Source organism: Sorangium sp. So ce1153 (genome assembly GCF_051521595.1).
Taxonomy (GTDB): Bacteria; Myxococcota_A; Polyangia; order Polyangiales; family Polyangiaceae; genus Sorangium.
The window spans coordinates 4,133,247-4,149,042 of the sequence record NZ_CP150361.1; the positions used below are offsets into that span (position 1 = coordinate 4,133,247).

Here is a 15,796-nt window from a genome sequence, read left to right on the forward strand (position 1 = left end):
AGCAGTCCGCCCATGGAGGGCCGGACTGCTGCGCCGCTTCGCGGCGGCTTCGCGCGGGCGGCCTAGCTTTGTTTCCTCGGGGCTCCGCCCCGAACCCCGGCGTCCGCTTCGCGGTCGCCGCCGGCATGGCCTTAACCCAGCCGCGATCGCCGCGCGCGCAGCGCCGATCGCCGCGAATCGTGCTGGCCGGGGTGCCGCGCCCCCGGACGTGGCTTTCCGCGATGGCCCTGGCTCGCTAGGTTGCACCGGTGCGCACGGCTCTCCAGGCCGCTGTCGGTCTCCTGCTCGCGCTGCTCGCCGGCCGCACGGGCGCGTCGCTCCTCTCCACGACCGAGCTCGCCGCCCTGGCGCAGCCGCCGCCGGCCGCCCGCGCCGCGCCGGCGCCCGCGACACCGGCGCCCTCTCCCGACGCCGAGCTGCCGGCGCGCGCCGACCCGATCGCGAGCTACACGCTGCGAGCGAGCCTCGATCCCACGCAGCACACGGTGCGCGGCGAGGGGACGCTGGTCTGGCGGAACGCCTCGCGCGCGCCGCAGCGCGAGCTGTTCGTCCACCTCTACCTGAACGGCTTCAAGGACCAGCGCACCGCCTTCCTACGCGCGTCGGTCGACGGCTTTCGCGGGAGCGAAATCCTCCATGATCACGGCCATATCCAGGTGAAGCGCTTCGCGGTGCGCGAGATGGGAGGCGCGGACGTGTGGCCCCCGGGGAAGCCCACGACGCCCGGCGACCCCGACGACGAGACCGACATCCGCGTGGAGCTGCCGCAGCCGGTCGCGCCCGGCGACGCGATCACGATCGACCTCGCGTGGGACGCGCACCTCCCCTCGCTCGCGCTCAGGACGGGCCATCACGGCAGCTTCCACATGGTGGGGCAGTGGTTCCCGAAGATCGCGCGCCTCGAGCCCGACGGGACCTGGGCGCACTTCCCCTACCTACGGCTCTCGGAGTTCTACGCGGACTTCGGCGCCTACGACGTGACCATCGACGTCCCGGAGGGCTTCGCGGTCGGGGCCACCGGCCGGCTCGTGGAGGAGCAGCGGCGCGACGGGCGGGCGTTCCGCCGGTTCGTGCAGGAGGACGTGCACGACTTCGCGTTCGCGGCGTGGGATCGCTTCCGCGAGGTGCGCGCGACGACCGACGACGGCGTCGCGATCCGGTGCCTGTTCCCCGCGGGAAACGAGCGCGAGGCGGCGCTCGAGGTCGACCTGGTGCGGTTCGGCCTGTCGCACCTCGGCGCCGCGTTCGGGCGCTACCCGTACGGCACGCTCACGATCGTGCACCCGCCAGAGGGCGCCGAGGAGGCTGGCGGGATGGAGTACCCGACGCTGATCACGACCGGCGGCAGCTGGCTCTGGCCCGCGCTGGGCGTGCGCTTCGTCGAGTCGGTCACGATGCACGAGCTCGCGCACCAGTGGTTCTACGGCCTCGTCGCGACCAACGAGCACCGCTACCCGTTCCTCGACGAGGGCCTCACCACCTACGCCGAGGCCGACGCGCTGCGCGCGCGCTACGGCGACAGCTCGGGGGCGCGGCTGCTCGGGCTCGAGATCGACCTCATGGCGCAGTACCGCGCCGGCGCGATCGCGTCGGGCCACAATGGCGCCATCGCGCAGCCGGCGTCGGACTTCATCGACGGGGGGGACTACGCCGCGCTCGTGTACACGAGGCCCGCGGTGCTCCTCGCGAGCCTCGGGGGCGCCTACGGCGAGGACCTCGTGCGCCGCGCCGTCGGCCGCTACGCGCGCGAGAACCGCTTCCGGCACCCCGGCCCCGAGGCGCTGCTCGACGCGGTGCGCCGCGAGGTGGGCGACGAGGCGGCCGAGGCGCTCCGCGCCGGGCTCTTCGAGCGCGCGTGGGTCGACTACACGGTCGAGACGTTCCAGTCGTGGCCCGCGGACGGCGCGGCGGCCGCCCCCGGCGAGGGCGGCCGCGAGGCGGCGGCCTACCGTGGCCACGCCGTCGTGCGGCGCCGCGGCTCGCTCGTGCTCCCCGTCGACGTCGCGCTGCACGGCGAGGACGGCAGCGTGCAGCGGGCGCGGTGGCAGGCGCGCGAGAGCGTCGCCAGGATCCCGTACGCCGGCGCCTCGCCGCTCGCCGCCGTCGCGATCGATCCGGACCACCGGGTCCTGCTCGACGAGGACCTCGCGAACAACGCGCGCCGCGCGAGCCGCGACCTCCTCGCGCCCGCCGTGCTGTCGCGCGCCAGCTTCGGCGTGGGGCTCGCGCTCACGCTCCTCGGGCCATGAGCGAGCCGGCGGAGGAGGGCGCGATGGCTCCAGCGCCGCCGGCGTCGGCCGCGGAGGCCGAGCCGCCGCGCGCGCGGCCTGCCCGGCGGCGCCCTGCCGCGCACGAGCGGCTCGGCGCCGTCGCGCTCTACTTCGGCCACCGGGCGCTCGCCTCGGTGCTCATCGCCACCCCGCTGTCCGTCCTCGCGGCCCAGGTCGTCGGCGACCACCCGCGCGGCGACGCGATCCTCTTCGACCCCGGCGGGCTGATGCTCACCGAGCTCGAGCGCCTCGCCGCGATCGCCGCCGCGGCCCTCGCGGCGCAGCTCGGCGCCGGCGCCCTGATCGCCGCCGCGCTCGGGCTGGTGCCGCTCGCGGTGCTGCTCGCCGCGCTGGTCCAGGAGGGGCCGCTCTCGGCGCAGGCGGTGGGGGGCCGCGCGGCGCGCGCCCTCGGCCCGCTGGCGCTGCTCTGGGGCGCCGCGCTCGCGGCGCAGGTCGCCGTCGCCGGGCTCGTCCTGCTCCCCGGGATGAAGCTCTGCGCGGAGCTGCTGGTCCTGCCGCGCAGCCGCGACCTCGCGGCGGTCGCCGTCGCCGGGGCCGCGCTGGTGCCGGTCGCGGCCATCGGCCTGCTCCACGACCTCGCCCGGGTCGCCCTGGTCGACGAGCAGCGGGGCTTCTACGCCGCCACGTCCAGGGGGCTCGCCACGCTCCAGGCCGCGCCGCTGGCGGCGGCCTGGGCTTGGGCTTCGCGCGGAGCCCTCGCGGCGGCCGCGCTCGCCTGCGGGGCGTGGGGCGTGCACCTCGCCGGCGCCGGCTCGGGCCCGCGCGTGGTCGCCGCGTTCGCCGCGCAGCTCGCGGCGCTCGCGGCCGCCGCCTACCTGCGCGCCTCGTGGCTGACCGCCGCCCTGCGGCTCTCCGACCGCGCCGCGCCCCGGCAGGAGCACGAATGACGCGCGATACCGGACGGCGCCGCCGCCGCTGACGCCGCTGATGCCGACTGAGCCCACGGACCGCTCCCCACCGGAGCCGGACGCGCAGGGCAGGGGAGGAGGCGAGGGCGCCCGCCGGGACGCCGGGACGCCGAGCGCCTGAGGCGCAGGCAGGCGCGGCCTCCCGAGCCTGGAAACAGGGCACGCGGCGAGCGCGACGCAGAATCGCTTGACATGGCGCCGCATCCGCGTAACGTAGCCCGCCCGTGACCGACGCTCCGGCGTAAGCGCGGGGCCCGCAGCAAGCCCAGGTAGCTCAGTTGGTAGAGCAGAGGATTGAAAATCCTCGTGTGGGCGGTTCGATTCCGTCCCTGGGCACTACCCTTCTTTCTTGTACCGGCGAGCAGACGCAGCCGCTCCGCCCTCGCATTTGTGCGTGAGCTTCCGTCTGGTCCGGTCCTGAGCTCGTTGTGCGCTCCAGGGCGACTCCGCCTTTCGTCAGGCGGTTTCAGCGGCTAGCGCGGCGGCGGGACGGCGAGGACGCGAACAGTCTGTTCAGGAGTACTTTCGCGGGTTTGGCCACATCGGGTGACAGTGGAACTTGGTTCCGGTGCGGTAGCGATCCTGGTAAGGTGACGGGGGGACCACTCGTTGCAACCTGAACACTCCGGAGGCGCCCTAGGGAACGGCGCCTCCTCATGGAGGCTCCCTCATGGCCGATCGTCGTGTCGACTCCTCGCGAAAGAGCTCTCCGGAAACGGCCTCCGCTTCCGACTCGGCGCCGCGGAGCCGGCCGTCCGCGCCAAATAGCCAGCCCAGCGAGGCGGCTCGCAAGAAGAAGATCCTCGTCGTCGATGATTCGCTGACTTCGCTGCTATCGCAGCAGCTGACGCTCGGCGTCGACGTCTACGACATCGTCATCGCGCGCAATGGTAAAGAGGCCATCGCCAAGGCGGTGGCGGAGCGCCCCGATCTCATCCTCATGGACGTCGTCATGCCGGCCATGGACGGCTTCCAGGCCTGTCGGTGGCTCCGCGCTTTCGACGCGACGAAGACCGTGCCGATCATCATGATGACGACGAGGAGCGATCAGACCAGCATCAAGATCGGCTTCGCCAACGGGTGCACCGACTACCTGATCAAGCCCTTTGACAGCGACACGCTGCTCATGAAGGTCCGCACCCACCTCGGCGAATAACCCATCTGGGCCGCCCCGGCGCGCGACCGGGCCTCACCGGCGACCCCTTTCGATCGGACAGGACCTCCCCAGGGAGCAGCAGATCTCTCGCTGCCGAGGCCGCGAAGACGCAACCGCGCGCGCCGCGCGGGATACACGGCCAATTCGGCAGGACGCGCGCCGGGCAGGGCTGGCGCACCTCGGACGAGGGGCCGTGTCCCGATGGCTCGAAGGGAGCTGCGCGGACTGCCATGCACGGCATGCGCCGCGCCGGACCCTCAGAACTGGGTGTACACGGCGGCGCTCACGTCGAGTCCGGCGCACTTACGCAGGTTCTCGAGCGGCCGGCTGCATCCGGAGATATCGACGTCATCACCGTCGCAAACGAACTCGTCGTCGATGCAGGAGATGGCCTCGTCGAACTGGTCCTCGCAGCCTTCGTACTCCGCGGACCTCTCGGCGTCCTCGAGGCGATCGACGCACACATCCTCGTCGCTATCGCTGCAAGACCCCGTGCACTCGCACTTGTCTCCGCACAGACCCGAGAGCGAGGGCCCACAGCCCGCGAGCAGGGCGAGCGCGAGGGCGACCGTGAACGAGGGGACGAGCTTCAAGGGCGGTATCCTCCAACCTGGACGCGCGGCGCGCGAGCTACGATGACGCTGCCCCTCTTATCGCGTTCGAGGAGGAGGTACAAGCCGCACGTTGGCTGCCCGCGGCGCGCGCCAGGCAGCGCGCGTGCCCGCGATAACACTTCAGCGCAGCTCCCTCAGTTCCGCGGGGCGCCTTCGGCCTGCGCCGGCCAGAGCCGGCGGAAACCGACGCCGACGATGCCCCCGTCGTCGCGCTGCACCAGGCCCCCGAAGCGGCACTTCTCGACCAGCGTGCCTTCGGCCAGATCGCCCCCGTCCTGGAATCGGATGCGCTGGCCCTCGCTCAGCGCGGCAAAGACGCGCGCGTCCGCAGCGACGGCCACGAGCGACTCCGGCGCAGGGACGCGCAGCGGCGCGACGTCCGCGGGGCGAGCGCGACGAACCAGACCTCGGTGGCTCACGGAGCGCATCGACAGCGAGCGCATGTCTTTGTCCTGGACGGACGATGCCTCTGCGGAGGCATCGATCCACACGTCGATGGCGGCGCCGCGCCTGAAGAGGACCACCCCGGGCAGCGCCTTGCCCGCGGCGGTGGTCAGCAGGACCAGCTCGCCCACGCCTGGCTCGGTCGACGCGCGCCCGCCGAGGCGCTCGCGCACCTCGTCGACCGTGGGCTTCGCGGAGGTGGGCGCCACGGCACGGGCGGGGTGACCCAGGTTGAGCAGGGGGAGGGAGTGCTTGCGCGTCATCGGCCTCGACCATTCTACGCGAACCGACGCGCGACAGCGCGCGCGGTCCCGCAATCGCGCGAGCGCGGCGCCTGGAAGCGAGCGCGGCGCCCGGAAGCGAGCGGCGCCCGGCGCCCGTCAGGGCAGCGAGCGGATGAACCGGTCGACCTCCTCGTTGAACCGATCCGGCTCCTCGAGGAAGGGGCAGTGGCCGCTCCCCTCGAAGACGAGGAGCCGCGCGTCGGGGAGGTGGCGAACGAGGTGCTCGCCGGCCGCCACCGGGACCAGCTTCTCGTCCCGACCCATGATCACGAGCGATGGGACCGCGAGCGACCCGAGGACCGGACGGTAATCCCGCAGGGTCTGATCGAAGAGGATCGCCCCGGCGATCGACTCGTGCAGGCGGGTGATCTCGTCGAACATCCACCGGCGGTCGGCCTCGGCCGGAGGGTCCTTGAACATGAGGGAGATGAACTCGTGTGCGAAGGCGTCGCGGTCCGTCTGGAGCTGCTCCATGGCTTCCGTCAGCCCCGCGAGGTCGAACGCGCCGAGCGGCCAGTCAGGCCACTTGAAGTCGGAGGGGGACTGCTCGACGAGGACGGTCGCCGCGAGGCGCGCGGTCCCGAACTGCCTCACGTACTCCCAGATCACGAGGCAGCCCATCGACCAGCCGACGAGCACCACGTCGTCGAGCGCGAGCCGCTCCAGGAACGCGCGGAGGTCGCGCGCGTACGTGGGGAGGGTGTGGCCGGACGGCACCTGGGTCGAGCGACCGTGCGCCCGCAGGTCGGGCACGAGGGCGCGGTAACCGGCGGAGAAGTACGGGAGCTGGCGGTGGAAGAAACGCCCGCTCATGCAGACGCCGTGCAGGAACACGACCGGGCGGCCCCGCCCGAGCTCCTCGTAGTAGAGCGCAAAACCCCCGAGGTCGAACCGTGCCATCGAGCACCTCCTGGAGGACCGATGCCAGGCTGGTCAGGCGCGGCGGCGCCGGCGCCCCGGCGCGGCGCCCGCAGAGGCCGCCGCGGCGGCTAGAGCCCGATCGCGCCGCGGTACATCCAACCCGTCTTCCCCCGGTGCTCGATCTTGTACCAATCGTTCTGCCGGCCAACGAGCTTCACGCGCGTCCCGCGCACGAGGCGCATGACCACGTCGCCCTCCTTGGGCGCCCCGCGGACGAGCGCGGTATCCCAGCTGACCGTGGCGAGGCCGCTCACGGCGGTCTCGCTCGTCGTCGTGCCGGCGGCCTGCTCCTGCTCCTCGCCGCCCGCCGCGGCCTTCGTGGGCTCAGCCTGCGCGCCCGGGGGGACGAAGGTGGCCGTGTAGACGAGGGAGTACCGGCGGTACTTGTGCGGGACCTCCTCGAGGGACACGTTCGAGAACTCGCGCGCGGCGCACTGGAGAATGCCGCTGGCCGTCGCGGCGGGCAGGGTCGTCTTCTTGCCCTTGACGACCTGCACTTCCTTCTTCTCGAAGTTGAGCTCGAAGCCGATCGGGAGCTTGCCGTCGACCCCGAGCGCAGCCGGGCACTGGGCGAGCTCCTTCAGCCGGGGCAGGGCGATCGGGTCGAACTGGAGCTCCCCGCAGTCCTCGATCTTCTTGTTCTTCTTGTCGGAGCAGCGCGTGATCCTGCCGGGGCCGACGACCACCTGCTGCTGGTCCTTCGCGGTGGCCTCCGGCGGCTTGGCGTCGGGCTCCGCGGTCCCGGGCGCGGCGGCCGCAGGGGAGGGCGGCGCTGCCGCCGCCGCCGTCTCGGCGGTCGCCTTGAGGTCGCCGGGGACGCTCGGGCCGATACGGACGCCGGCGAGCCTGGGCCAGGCGATGCCGACGACGAACCCCACGAGCGCGACCACCCCGACCCGCGACCAGACCGGCTGCTCATCGCCGGGACGGGGGATGTCGACCGTCAGCGGGCGCTGCCGCTTCGCCATGTCCGCCTTCGCCATGCCAGCACGTCGCCTAGCACAGGTGGGCCGCCAGAACGAAATAGTCCGTTCGAGCAGGGCCGCTCACCGCACCCCCGCGGCGCCCGCGAGCCCCGCCGCCTCGAGGAGCGGCCGCACCCTGGATTGCGCGATCGCGTAGACGGCGTCCACGCCGTCGCGCCGCGCGTAGAAGACGTTCGTGCCGCGGAAAGCGTCGCCCGCGCCGATCGCGATGGTGAAGGAGCCCGGCGCGCGGCGCGGCGGGGTCGCGCCGCCCTCGCCGGCCGGCGCAGCCTGCGGCCGGGCGAGATCGACGTTGATCCGGAGCCGCGGCGGGCTCAGCCCGTGGTGCTTCTCCGGCTTGCCGAGGGTCACGGCGCCCTCGGCGCGCAGGTCGGCGAGGGCGTCGCGCACGCCCGCGGCGGTCGCGGTGGCGCTGGCCTGATCGCCGCCCGCACCCGCGACGGTGAAGCCGCCCGGCGAGGCCTCGACGACGACCGGCTTGCCGTCCGCGGGGACGAGCGTCACCCGCGCGATCTCCTGCGGCGCGACCACGAAGACGTCGCGGCGGAGGAGCAGGCGCCCGGCCGCGGCCTCGAGCGCCGGCGGCGCCACGAACACCGGACCGCCCTTGCCGGCGCGCGCGAACGAGCCAGCGCCGGCGAGGGCGCCGAGCTCGACCCGGGCCGGGCGCGCCGCAGCGCCGCCCGCAGCGCCGTCGTCGCGCTCCGGCGTGGAGGCCAGCTCGGCCTCGACCACGAGCCGAGGGGCGCCGAGCCCGTAGCCCTGGCCGGCGTCCGCGGCGACCCAGCGCTCGGCCTTGAGGCCGCCGAGCTGCTCGGCGAGCTCGTCCGCGAGCGCGTCGTCGGCCGCGAGGCCCTCGCCGCGCGGCTCGAGGAGCTCCCAGGCGCCGTCTCCCGTCCGGCGGAGCCGCTGGACCAGGCCAGGGCGCTCGACGCGCAGCGCGCTCACCTGATCCCGAGCGAAATCGAGCACCTGCATGGAGCGCAGCGACACCTCGGAGGGGAGGAGCGCTCCGGCGGCCGGGGCCGGGATCTCGGCGATCGCGGCGTCCTCGAGCCGCCGGACGTGCACCACGCCTTCCTGCTCGGCGCCGATCTCGAGCGTCTCGACCCGCTCGCGCGGCTCGCCCTCGCCCGGGGACTCCGGCGGCGTCGAGACGACGCGGAGCATGGCCCGGGGCGGGACGAGGCCGAGCGCCCCGGGATCGCTCGCCGAGGGGAGGAGGCGCGTCGCGCGGACGTCGAGGATCGCCTGCACGAGGGCGCGGCCCGTCTCCGTCGGGACAGGCCGGTCCTCCGGGGCGCGCAGGTGCCACTCGCTGCCCGACCGCGCGAGCTCCAGCGAGCGCTCGCCGGCAGCGAGCTTCACCTCGGCGACCTCGTCGAGCGGCGCGCCCACGAGGGCCAGGTCGACGAAGCGCGACGCCTCCTCGGTGAGCGGCTCGAGGACGCTCGCGGGCACGCACGCGGCCGCGCGCGTGGGCTCGCGCCGCACCGCGACGACGTGGTCGGGCCTGTCCGGGCAGTCGCCGCCGACGTCGATCACGCCGGGCTTCGCCGAGGGATCGCTCGGCAGGAGCGTCAGCGTGACCCGGGGGCCGTCGGAGGCCAGGGCCTGCCGCGCCTCCTCCTCGGAGAGGAACTCCTCGGCCTGCAGGCGGCCGAGCGCCGAGAGCACGCCGTCGATCGCCGGCGCGCTGACCCGGACGCCGCTGCCCTCGGGCGAGCCCTCGGCGAAGCGGAAGCCGGCGCCGCGGCCGCCTCCCCAGGGGGCGCGCGAGAACCGCCGCGCGCCGCCCTCGCCCTCGAGCGTGAGCCCCGCGAGCTCCGCACCGAGGTAGGGGACGAAGCTCCGGGAGCGAAGGCGATCCGGCGGCACGTCGAGCGCCGCGGCGAGCTGCTTCGAGATGACGAAGACGCCCCGGCCGGCGACCTCGGCGTAGACGGCGCCGGGCGGCGTCGGGGCGCTGCCGCCGAGCAGCAGCCGGTCGCGGCGCGGGCCCATCGCGACCGCGATGGACAGCCTGGGGGAGGCCAGGCCGAGGGCGGCCGGGTCGCTCGCCTCCGCGGGCACGCGGCGCTCCGCCGTCGCGAACTCCAGGGTGCCGAGGAGCTGGTCGACCGCGGGCTCGTCGGCCGGGTAGCGCTGGCCGTCGATCTCGACGCTCCAGGGGCGCTGGCCCGCGTCGTTGACCTCGCCGCGGGTGAGCCGCGCTGTCTGCGGCGCGCCGGGCGAGGCCAGCGTCACGGTGAGCTCGGTGATCTCGTCGGCCCGCCACGCCTCGAACAGGTGCTTCTTGCGGCGCTCGGCCTCGTCCGTGGACACCGCGCCCCGGTCGAGCACGAGCAGCACGACGGCGGCCGCGGCGGCGAGCACGACGAGGACCAGCGTCGTCGCGTGCCGGCGGAGGGGCCGCATCACGGCGCCCCCTCGCGCTCGGACCCGCGCGGCGATCCGCGGCCGGCGGGCGCGCCGGGGCCGCGCCTGTCGTCGGGGCCGCCGCGGCGACGCTCGGAGCCGCGCCGCGACAGGTGCACGGCGAGGCCGAGGAACGCCGCCGCGAGCGGCATGTACACGATGACGTAGCGGAAGATCCCCGAGAGCGAGTCCTCGCTGAGCCGGAGGCCGGCGGTGACCGCGGGCTTGTCGGGGATGTCGAGCATGGGCGGGCTCGCGGCGAGCCACGACAGCGCGCTCTCGACGAAGACGGCCGTCCCGCGGAGCTCGGGGCTCTGCCAGTTCGCGCCGTAGAGCACGCCGGGCGAGCTGACCACCACGACCCGCGGCCCGTGCGCGGCGCTGGACCCCGCGGGCTTCGGCAGCTCGGCGGCGTAGGCGACCGTGAGCGGCCCCGGGTGATCGCCGTCGCGCGGCTTCGGCTCCGACGGGTCCCTGGCCCAGCCGAAGAAATCGACCATGCCGAAGGCCCTGTCGCTCGTGACGAGCAGCGGCGCCGGGGCCACGGGCCCGCTCTTCGTGGGCGCGAGCGAGCTCGCCACCGTGAGCACCGGGCCGAGCCCCAGATCGGCCGCCTTGACGAGCGCCTCGGTGATCGGGTGCGGCTTCACGATGGGCGAGAAGGTCTCGCCGAAGCCCTGCGTCGAGCGGAGCTTCGGGTCGAGCTCGAACACGAAGTCCGACCGGAGCTCGACCCCCGCCGCGGCGAGCAGTCCCGAGAGCCCGAGGTCCACGTACCGCTGGTCGCTCTCGTCCGGCACCGGGCCGACCGCGATCAGCGCGCTGCCGCCGCGCTCGACGAACGCGCGGTAGCGGGCCACGTCGCGCGGGGGCACGGGCTGGCTCGGCTCGGCGAGGACGAGCACCCGGCAGCGGTCGAGATCGACCTCCGGCGCGGGCTCCTTCGGCGCGGCGCCGGCCTCCTCGTCGTCGTCGCCGAGGTCGTGACCGCCGCGGCCGCCGCCGAGCTCCACGACCTCGTAGTTGTTCTTGTTGAGCCGGTCCTTGAGCGCCGCGAGCCCGCCGGCGCCGCCGACGTCGACCGACTTCTCGCCGTGGCCGCTCGCGAAGCAGACCAGCGGCCGCTCGCTGCGCACGACGCTCCGGATCGCGCCCGTCAGCGCCTGCTCGAGGCGCGGGCGCGCCCGCAGGTCGTCCTCGTCCTCCACCTCGACCAGGTCGCTCGCGGTGAGGAAGTGGGGCCGGTCCCCGCGCGCGACGATGATCGCCGCGTCCGTGACGATCCGCCCGTCCTCGGTCTTGCCCGCCACGACGCCGTAGCGCTGCTGCACGGCCAGGAACTCCGCGGGGCGCCGGTCCGGGTCGGTCACCTCGACCTCGATGCGCGACGTCTCGGCGCGGTACGCGTCGAGCAGGTGCCGCACCGAGAGCGTCAGGGGGTCGCCCTCGGAGAGCAGGACGTAGACGCGGATCGGCTCCTCGAGCGCGCGCAGCGTCGAGACCGTCGCGTCGCTCAGCGTGTACAGGCCGCCCTGCGTCCAGTCCCAGCGCCTGTAGTGGCGCGCGACGAGCAGGTTGACCAGCACCGCGAGCACCATCGCGGCGATGATCCCGACGCTCGCCGAGAGCTTCTCGCCGAGCGGGGTGCCCGGAGGAACCCGCGAAGGCGGGGTCCCGACCTGCGTGGACGGAGGGACCCGCGAAGGCGGGGTCCCGACCTCCGTGGACCGCGGAGCCGGCCCGGGCTGCTCTCCGGCCATCAGCCCCACCTCCACGCGTCCACCGCGCGCACGGTCACGAACAGCGGCAGCGCGATCACCGTGCCGTCGAAGACGAGCCGGCGCAGGTCGACGATCCCGCGGGAGAAGTCGTTCATCTGCGTCCACACCGAGACGTAGGCGCAGAGGTCGTGCGCCGGGCCGTCCGGGAAGATGAACTCCCCGATGCCGAGGATGAACAGGCCCATCACCGCCATCGTGCTGAGCACCGCGGCCATGAGCTGGCTCTTCGTCAGCGCGCTCGTCATCGTCCCGATCGCGAGGTAGCCGGCGCCGACCGCGACCACGGCGAGGTAGCTCGACCCCACGACCCGCCAGTCGAGCTCGCCGGTCTTGCCGATGAGGACCACGTAGAGCAGCGTCGGCGCCCACATCGCGACGTACGTCACGAGCGCCGCCGCGAACTTCGCCAGCACGACGCCGGTGGACCCGACGGGCGCCGTGAGGAGCGCCTCGATGGTGCCGCTCCTGCGCTCCTCCGCGAAGAGCCGCATCGTGAGCAGCGGGCAGACGAAGATCAGCGGCAGGTAGATCAGGATCGTCTGGCCGAAGAAGACCTGCACCGGGCCCGTGTCGGCCGAGAGCTCCACCTCGCCCGCGAACTGGGTCGCGATCAGGAAGAAGTGCACGCCCTGCACGACCAGGAACGTGGTGATCAGCACCCACGCGAGCGGCGTGACGAACAGCGAGAAGAGCTCGCGCTTGAAGATCGGCCAGAAGCCCCTCACCGCCGCTCCTTCACCGCGCCGCGGCGCCCCGCGCTGCTCTTCTTCTGGTTCTGGGCCGCGCGCCGGGGCGCCTCGCCCTCGCCGCCCGGCCCGGGCGCGGCCGGCTCGTCGGCGGCGCCTTGCTCGCCGTCGTCGTCGTTGGCGGTCAGCTCGGAGAAGACCTGCTCCAGCGACGGGGCGCGCGGGACGAGCTCGCGCACCCCGAAGCCCGCGCCGACCAGCGCGCCCACGAGCCGCTCGGTGGCCGCGCCGGCGTCGGCGCCGGCGTCGAACTCGACCGTGAGCCGCGCCGCGTCGCCGGCCGGCTCCACCTCGGCGGACCGGACCTCCGCCGCGCCGCGCGCCACCGCGAGCGCCGCGTCCGCCGCGCCGCGCACGACGACGCGCACGCCCGACGCGCGGCGCATCGCGCGGAGCTCGTCGATCGACCCCTCCGCGACGAGCCGCCCGCGGGCGATCACGAGCGCCCGCGTGCAGGTCGCCTCGACCTCGGAGAGGATGTGCGTCGAGAGGAGCACGGTGCGGTCGCGCCCGAGCCGGCGCACGAGCGCGCGCACCTCGCGGATCTGGTTCGGATCGAGGCCCGCCGTGGGCTCGTCGAGGATGAGCAGCGGCGGGTCGCTGACGAGCGCGTCCGCGAGCCCGACCCGCTGCCGGTAGCCCTTCGAGAGGTGGCCGATCATCACGCTCGCCACGTCCTCGATGCGCGCGTCGCGGAGGGCCCGCGCGACCGCCTCGCGGCGCGCGCGCCGGGGCACGAGCTTCAGCTCGGCGCGGAAGGCGAGGTACTCCGAGACGCGCATCTCCGGGTAGAGCGGCGAGGTCTCGGGCATGTACCCGAGCGAGGCCCGCGCGCGCATCGGCTCCTCGGCGATGTCGTACCCGGCGACCCGCACCCGGCCGGAGGTCGCGCCGAGGAACCCCGCCAGGATGCGCAGCGTCGTGCTCTTGCCTGCCCCGTTCGGCCCGAGGAACCCGACGATCTCGCCCTGGCTCACCCGGAAGGAGAGGTCGCTCACCGCCTGGTGGGGACCGTAGGACTTGGAGAGGTGCTCGACCTCGATCATCGGGACATCGGGGCGGGGGGGTCGGGGGCAGTCGGCGCCGCGCGCGGCGCGGGCAAGCGCGCGGCGCCACGCTGGACGAACGCGCGGAACGCTTAGCGCACCGGGCGGGGCAGGGGAAGCGCGCGCCCGGAGTTCCATGCGTCGCGGCGACGCGCGGCGCGCCGATCGCCGCCGAGTAGCCAGAGCCGCGCGTCTCTGGTAACCCTCCGCCGTCGTGCCCGGCGGCCCGGGCGCTCAGGCCACGGGCCCCTCCGCCGCGCGACGCACCCGGTGCGCCGAGCGCCGCGGCCCCCTCACCCCCACCGCTTCACGATGGATCAGACGCTCCTCCGGTCGTATTTCTCGACCATTTACGAGTTCCCCACGGCGGCGGGCACGCTGCGCGTCTCGCTGGACGGCGAGATCGTCCAGGATCAGGCCGGGCTCCCCGACCTCCTGACCCGCAAGTTCGCCGTGCTCACCGCCTACAACCCGCGCTCGATGCTCATCCCCCGCCGGGTGAACGATCAGCGCCACCACGTCCTCCGCGATCTCTTGATCCTCGGGTGTTACCGGGTGGAGCCGTGCGTCGGATCCGAGGCAGAGCCGGAGGGCATCTGGCGCGAGCCGGCCTGGCTCGTCCACGGCATGGACCGCGACGAGGCGATCTCCTTCGGCCGCGTCTTCCGGCAGAACACGATCGTGTTCGCGCAAGGCGGCCGGCCGGAGCTCATCATCACGGACCCGACAGCTGACGACATCGGCCGAACTTTCCAGGGCAACTGGCGGGTTCGGTCGTGACGCTGGGGGCGCCCGCGACCGCGGATCGCCGATTCCATGTTGAAACATACCCGCAAAATGTGGGTTCATGCCTTGGCATTTAGGGATGGGCGGACCGGCCTCGCTCACCACATGAGGAGACACAGGAGAATGCGCACCCAGGTCACCCTCGCGGCGCTCGTCGCCGCGCTCGGGCTCGTCGCCGGCGCTGGCGGCTGCGGCCAGAACAAGGTCTCGGAGTGCAACGCGCTCATCGAGGTCATCAACAAGGGCGTTCAGAGCATCGAGAAGGGCACCAAGGCTGGCTCCGACCAGGGCGGGTCGAGCGAGCTCAAGGCGATGGCCGATGCGATGGACAAGGTGGCGGCCGACGCGGCGCAGGTGAAGCTGACCACCCCGGAGCTGCAGAAGTTCTCGGGCGAGTACCAGGCCATGGCCAAGGACGTCGCCAAGGCGGCGCGCGACCTGGCGACCGCGGCCGACGCCAACGACGCGGAGAAGAGCAACACCGCCCAGGCCGCGATCGAGAAGGCGATCAAGCAGGAAGATCCCCTCGTCGACAACATCAACAAGTTCTGTCAGGCGCCCTGAACGGGCCGCCCCGGCCGGGGCTGGCCCCGTCAGGGCTCCCGCGCTGACGGGGGCCGGCGCGGGCACGGCGGGGCGCTGGCGTGGCGCCGCGCGGCGGTCAGGGCACGAAGCGGTAGCCGACCCCGCGCACCGTGACCAGGTGGCGCGGGGCGGCCGCGTCGTCCTCCAGCTTGTTGCGGAGCTGGAGGATGAAGTTGTCGATCGTGCGCGGGGTACCGTGGTGCGTCGGGCCCCACACCTTGGCCTGGATCTGCTCCCGGGACAGGACCCGGCCGCCCGCCTCGGCGAGGCAGAGCAGCACGTCGAACTCGGTCGCCGTCAGATCGATCAGCGCGTCGCCGCGGCGGACCTCGCGCGTGGCCGCGTTGATCACGATGTCGCCGGCGTGCAGCTGCTCGGCGTCCGCGCGCGCGATCGCGTCGCGCCGGAGCACCGCCTTCACCCGGGCGAGCAGCTCGGCCAGGCTGAACGGCTTCGTGATGTAGTCCTCGGCGCCGAGCTCGAGGCCCATCACCTTGTCCATCTCGGCGCCGCGCGCCGACAGCATGATCACCGGGAGCGTGCGCCGCTCGCTCCGGAGCATGCGGAGCAGCTCGAAGCCGTTCAGGCGCGGGAGCATGACGTCGATGATGATGAGGTCGATCCCGCCGGCGCGGGCGAGCGTGAGCCCGCGCTCGCCGTCCTCGGCCACGAGGACGCGGTAGCCCTCCGCGGTCAGGTTCATCTCGAGGCCCATCGCGATGCTGGGGTCGTCCTCCACGAGCAGGACGGTCCGCGCTGAGGCTTGAGGGTTCCGGGTCATGCTGAGCACGTCCTCTAGCATGTTCATGTCCGGACCGGAGGCGCCGCGC

At 73.9% G+C, this 15,796-nt stretch carries 14 protein-coding genes and 1 tRNA gene; 6 read left to right on the plus strand and 9 right to left on the minus strand.

Annotated features, from left to right (window positions below):
• The first annotated feature begins 248 nt into the window (after positions 1 to 248).
• The 4 genes from WME85_RS14705 to WME85_RS14720 all read left to right on the plus strand — a co-directional run bounded on the left by WME85_RS14705 (position 249) and on the right by WME85_RS14720 (position 4,355).
• The gene (locus tag WME85_RS14705; RefSeq protein ID WP_437838785.1) at positions 249 to 2,249 is read left to right on the plus strand and encodes a M1 family metallopeptidase; all 2,001 of its coding nucleotides are present in this window, start codon (positions 249 to 251) and stop codon (positions 2,247 to 2,249) included.
• Between the two features lie 23 nt (positions 2,250 to 2,272).
• Positions 2,273 to 3,178, plus strand: a complete 906-nt coding sequence (locus WME85_RS14710) for a hypothetical protein (protein WP_437838787.1) — start codon at positions 2,273 to 2,275, stop codon at positions 3,176 to 3,178.
• A 284-nt stretch (positions 3,179 to 3,462) separates the two neighbouring features.
• A tRNA-Phe gene (locus WME85_RS14715) sits at positions 3,463 to 3,535 on the plus strand.
• A gap of 334 nt (positions 3,536 to 3,869) precedes the next feature.
• Positions 3,870 to 4,355 carry a response regulator gene (locus WME85_RS14720; RefSeq protein WP_436617053.1) on the plus strand — a complete coding sequence of 162 codons (486 nt, stop codon included), beginning with the start codon at positions 3,870 to 3,872 and terminating at the stop codon, positions 4,353 to 4,355.
• 257 nt (positions 4,356 to 4,612) lie between these two features.
• Here the strand turns inward: WME85_RS14720 and WME85_RS14725 are convergent, their stop codons facing one another.
• The 8 genes from WME85_RS14725 to WME85_RS14760 all read right to left on the minus strand — a co-directional run bounded on the left by WME85_RS14725 (position 4,613) and on the right by WME85_RS14760 (position 13,595).
• On the minus strand, positions 4,613 to 4,948 hold the full coding sequence (locus WME85_RS14725; protein ID WP_437838789.1) for a hypothetical protein: 336 nt from the start codon (positions 4,946 to 4,948) through the stop codon (positions 4,613 to 4,615).
• 155 nt (positions 4,949 to 5,103) lie between these two features.
• Positions 5,104 to 5,676 carry a hypothetical protein gene (locus WME85_RS14730; protein ID WP_437838791.1) on the minus strand — a complete coding sequence of 191 codons (573 nt, stop codon included), beginning with the start codon at positions 5,674 to 5,676 and terminating at the stop codon, positions 5,104 to 5,106.
• A gap of 117 nt (positions 5,677 to 5,793) precedes the next feature.
• Positions 5,794 to 6,597 carry an alpha/beta fold hydrolase gene (locus WME85_RS14735; RefSeq protein ID WP_437838793.1) on the minus strand — a complete coding sequence of 268 codons (804 nt, stop codon included), beginning with the start codon at positions 6,595 to 6,597 and terminating at the stop codon, positions 5,794 to 5,796.
• Positions 6,598 to 6,686: 89 nt separating this feature from the next.
• Positions 6,687 to 7,601 (minus strand): SH3 domain-containing protein, encoded by a 915-nt coding sequence (locus tag WME85_RS14740; protein WP_437838795.1) that lies wholly within the window; start codon positions 7,599 to 7,601, stop codon positions 6,687 to 6,689.
• Positions 7,602 to 7,664: 63 nt separating this feature from the next.
• Positions 7,665 to 10,022 carry a DUF4340 domain-containing protein gene (locus tag WME85_RS14745; RefSeq protein WP_437842297.1) on the minus strand — a complete coding sequence of 786 codons (2,358 nt, stop codon included), beginning with the start codon at positions 10,020 to 10,022 and terminating at the stop codon, positions 7,665 to 7,667.
• Complete coding sequence (locus tag WME85_RS14750) at positions 10,022 to 11,782, minus strand: GldG family protein (RefSeq protein WP_437838797.1); 1,761 nt, start codon at positions 11,780 to 11,782, stop codon at positions 10,022 to 10,024. Before WME85_RS14750 ends, WME85_RS14745 begins: the two co-directional genes overlap by 1 nt.
• Positions 11,782 to 12,528, minus strand: a complete 747-nt coding sequence (locus tag WME85_RS14755) for an ABC transporter permease (protein ID WP_437838799.1) — start codon at positions 12,526 to 12,528, stop codon at positions 11,782 to 11,784. The genes WME85_RS14750 and WME85_RS14755 overlap by 1 nt, the downstream gene beginning before the upstream one ends.
• Entirely contained in the window at positions 12,525 to 13,595 is a 1,071-nt protein-coding gene (locus WME85_RS14760) for an ABC transporter ATP-binding protein (protein WP_437838801.1), read from the minus strand. Before WME85_RS14760 ends, WME85_RS14755 begins: the two co-directional genes overlap by 4 nt.
• A 312-nt stretch (positions 13,596 to 13,907) precedes the next feature.
• Here WME85_RS14760 and WME85_RS14765 point away from each other — a divergent pair, with 312 nt between their 5' ends.
• Entirely contained in the window at positions 13,908 to 14,375 is a 468-nt protein-coding gene (locus WME85_RS14765; RefSeq protein ID WP_436617061.1) for a DUF3293 domain-containing protein, read from the plus strand.
• 129 nt (positions 14,376 to 14,504) lie between these two features.
• Positions 14,505 to 14,945, plus strand: a complete 441-nt coding sequence (locus tag WME85_RS14770) for a hypothetical protein (protein ID WP_437309740.1) — start codon at positions 14,505 to 14,507, stop codon at positions 14,943 to 14,945.
• A gap of 97 nt (positions 14,946 to 15,042) precedes the next feature.
• On the opposite strand, the gene WME85_RS14775 is transcribed toward WME85_RS14770, so the two are convergent.
• Entirely contained in the window at positions 15,043 to 15,774 is a 732-nt protein-coding gene (locus tag WME85_RS14775; RefSeq protein WP_437838803.1) for a response regulator transcription factor, read from the minus strand.
• Positions 15,775 to 15,796 lie beyond the last annotated feature (22 nt).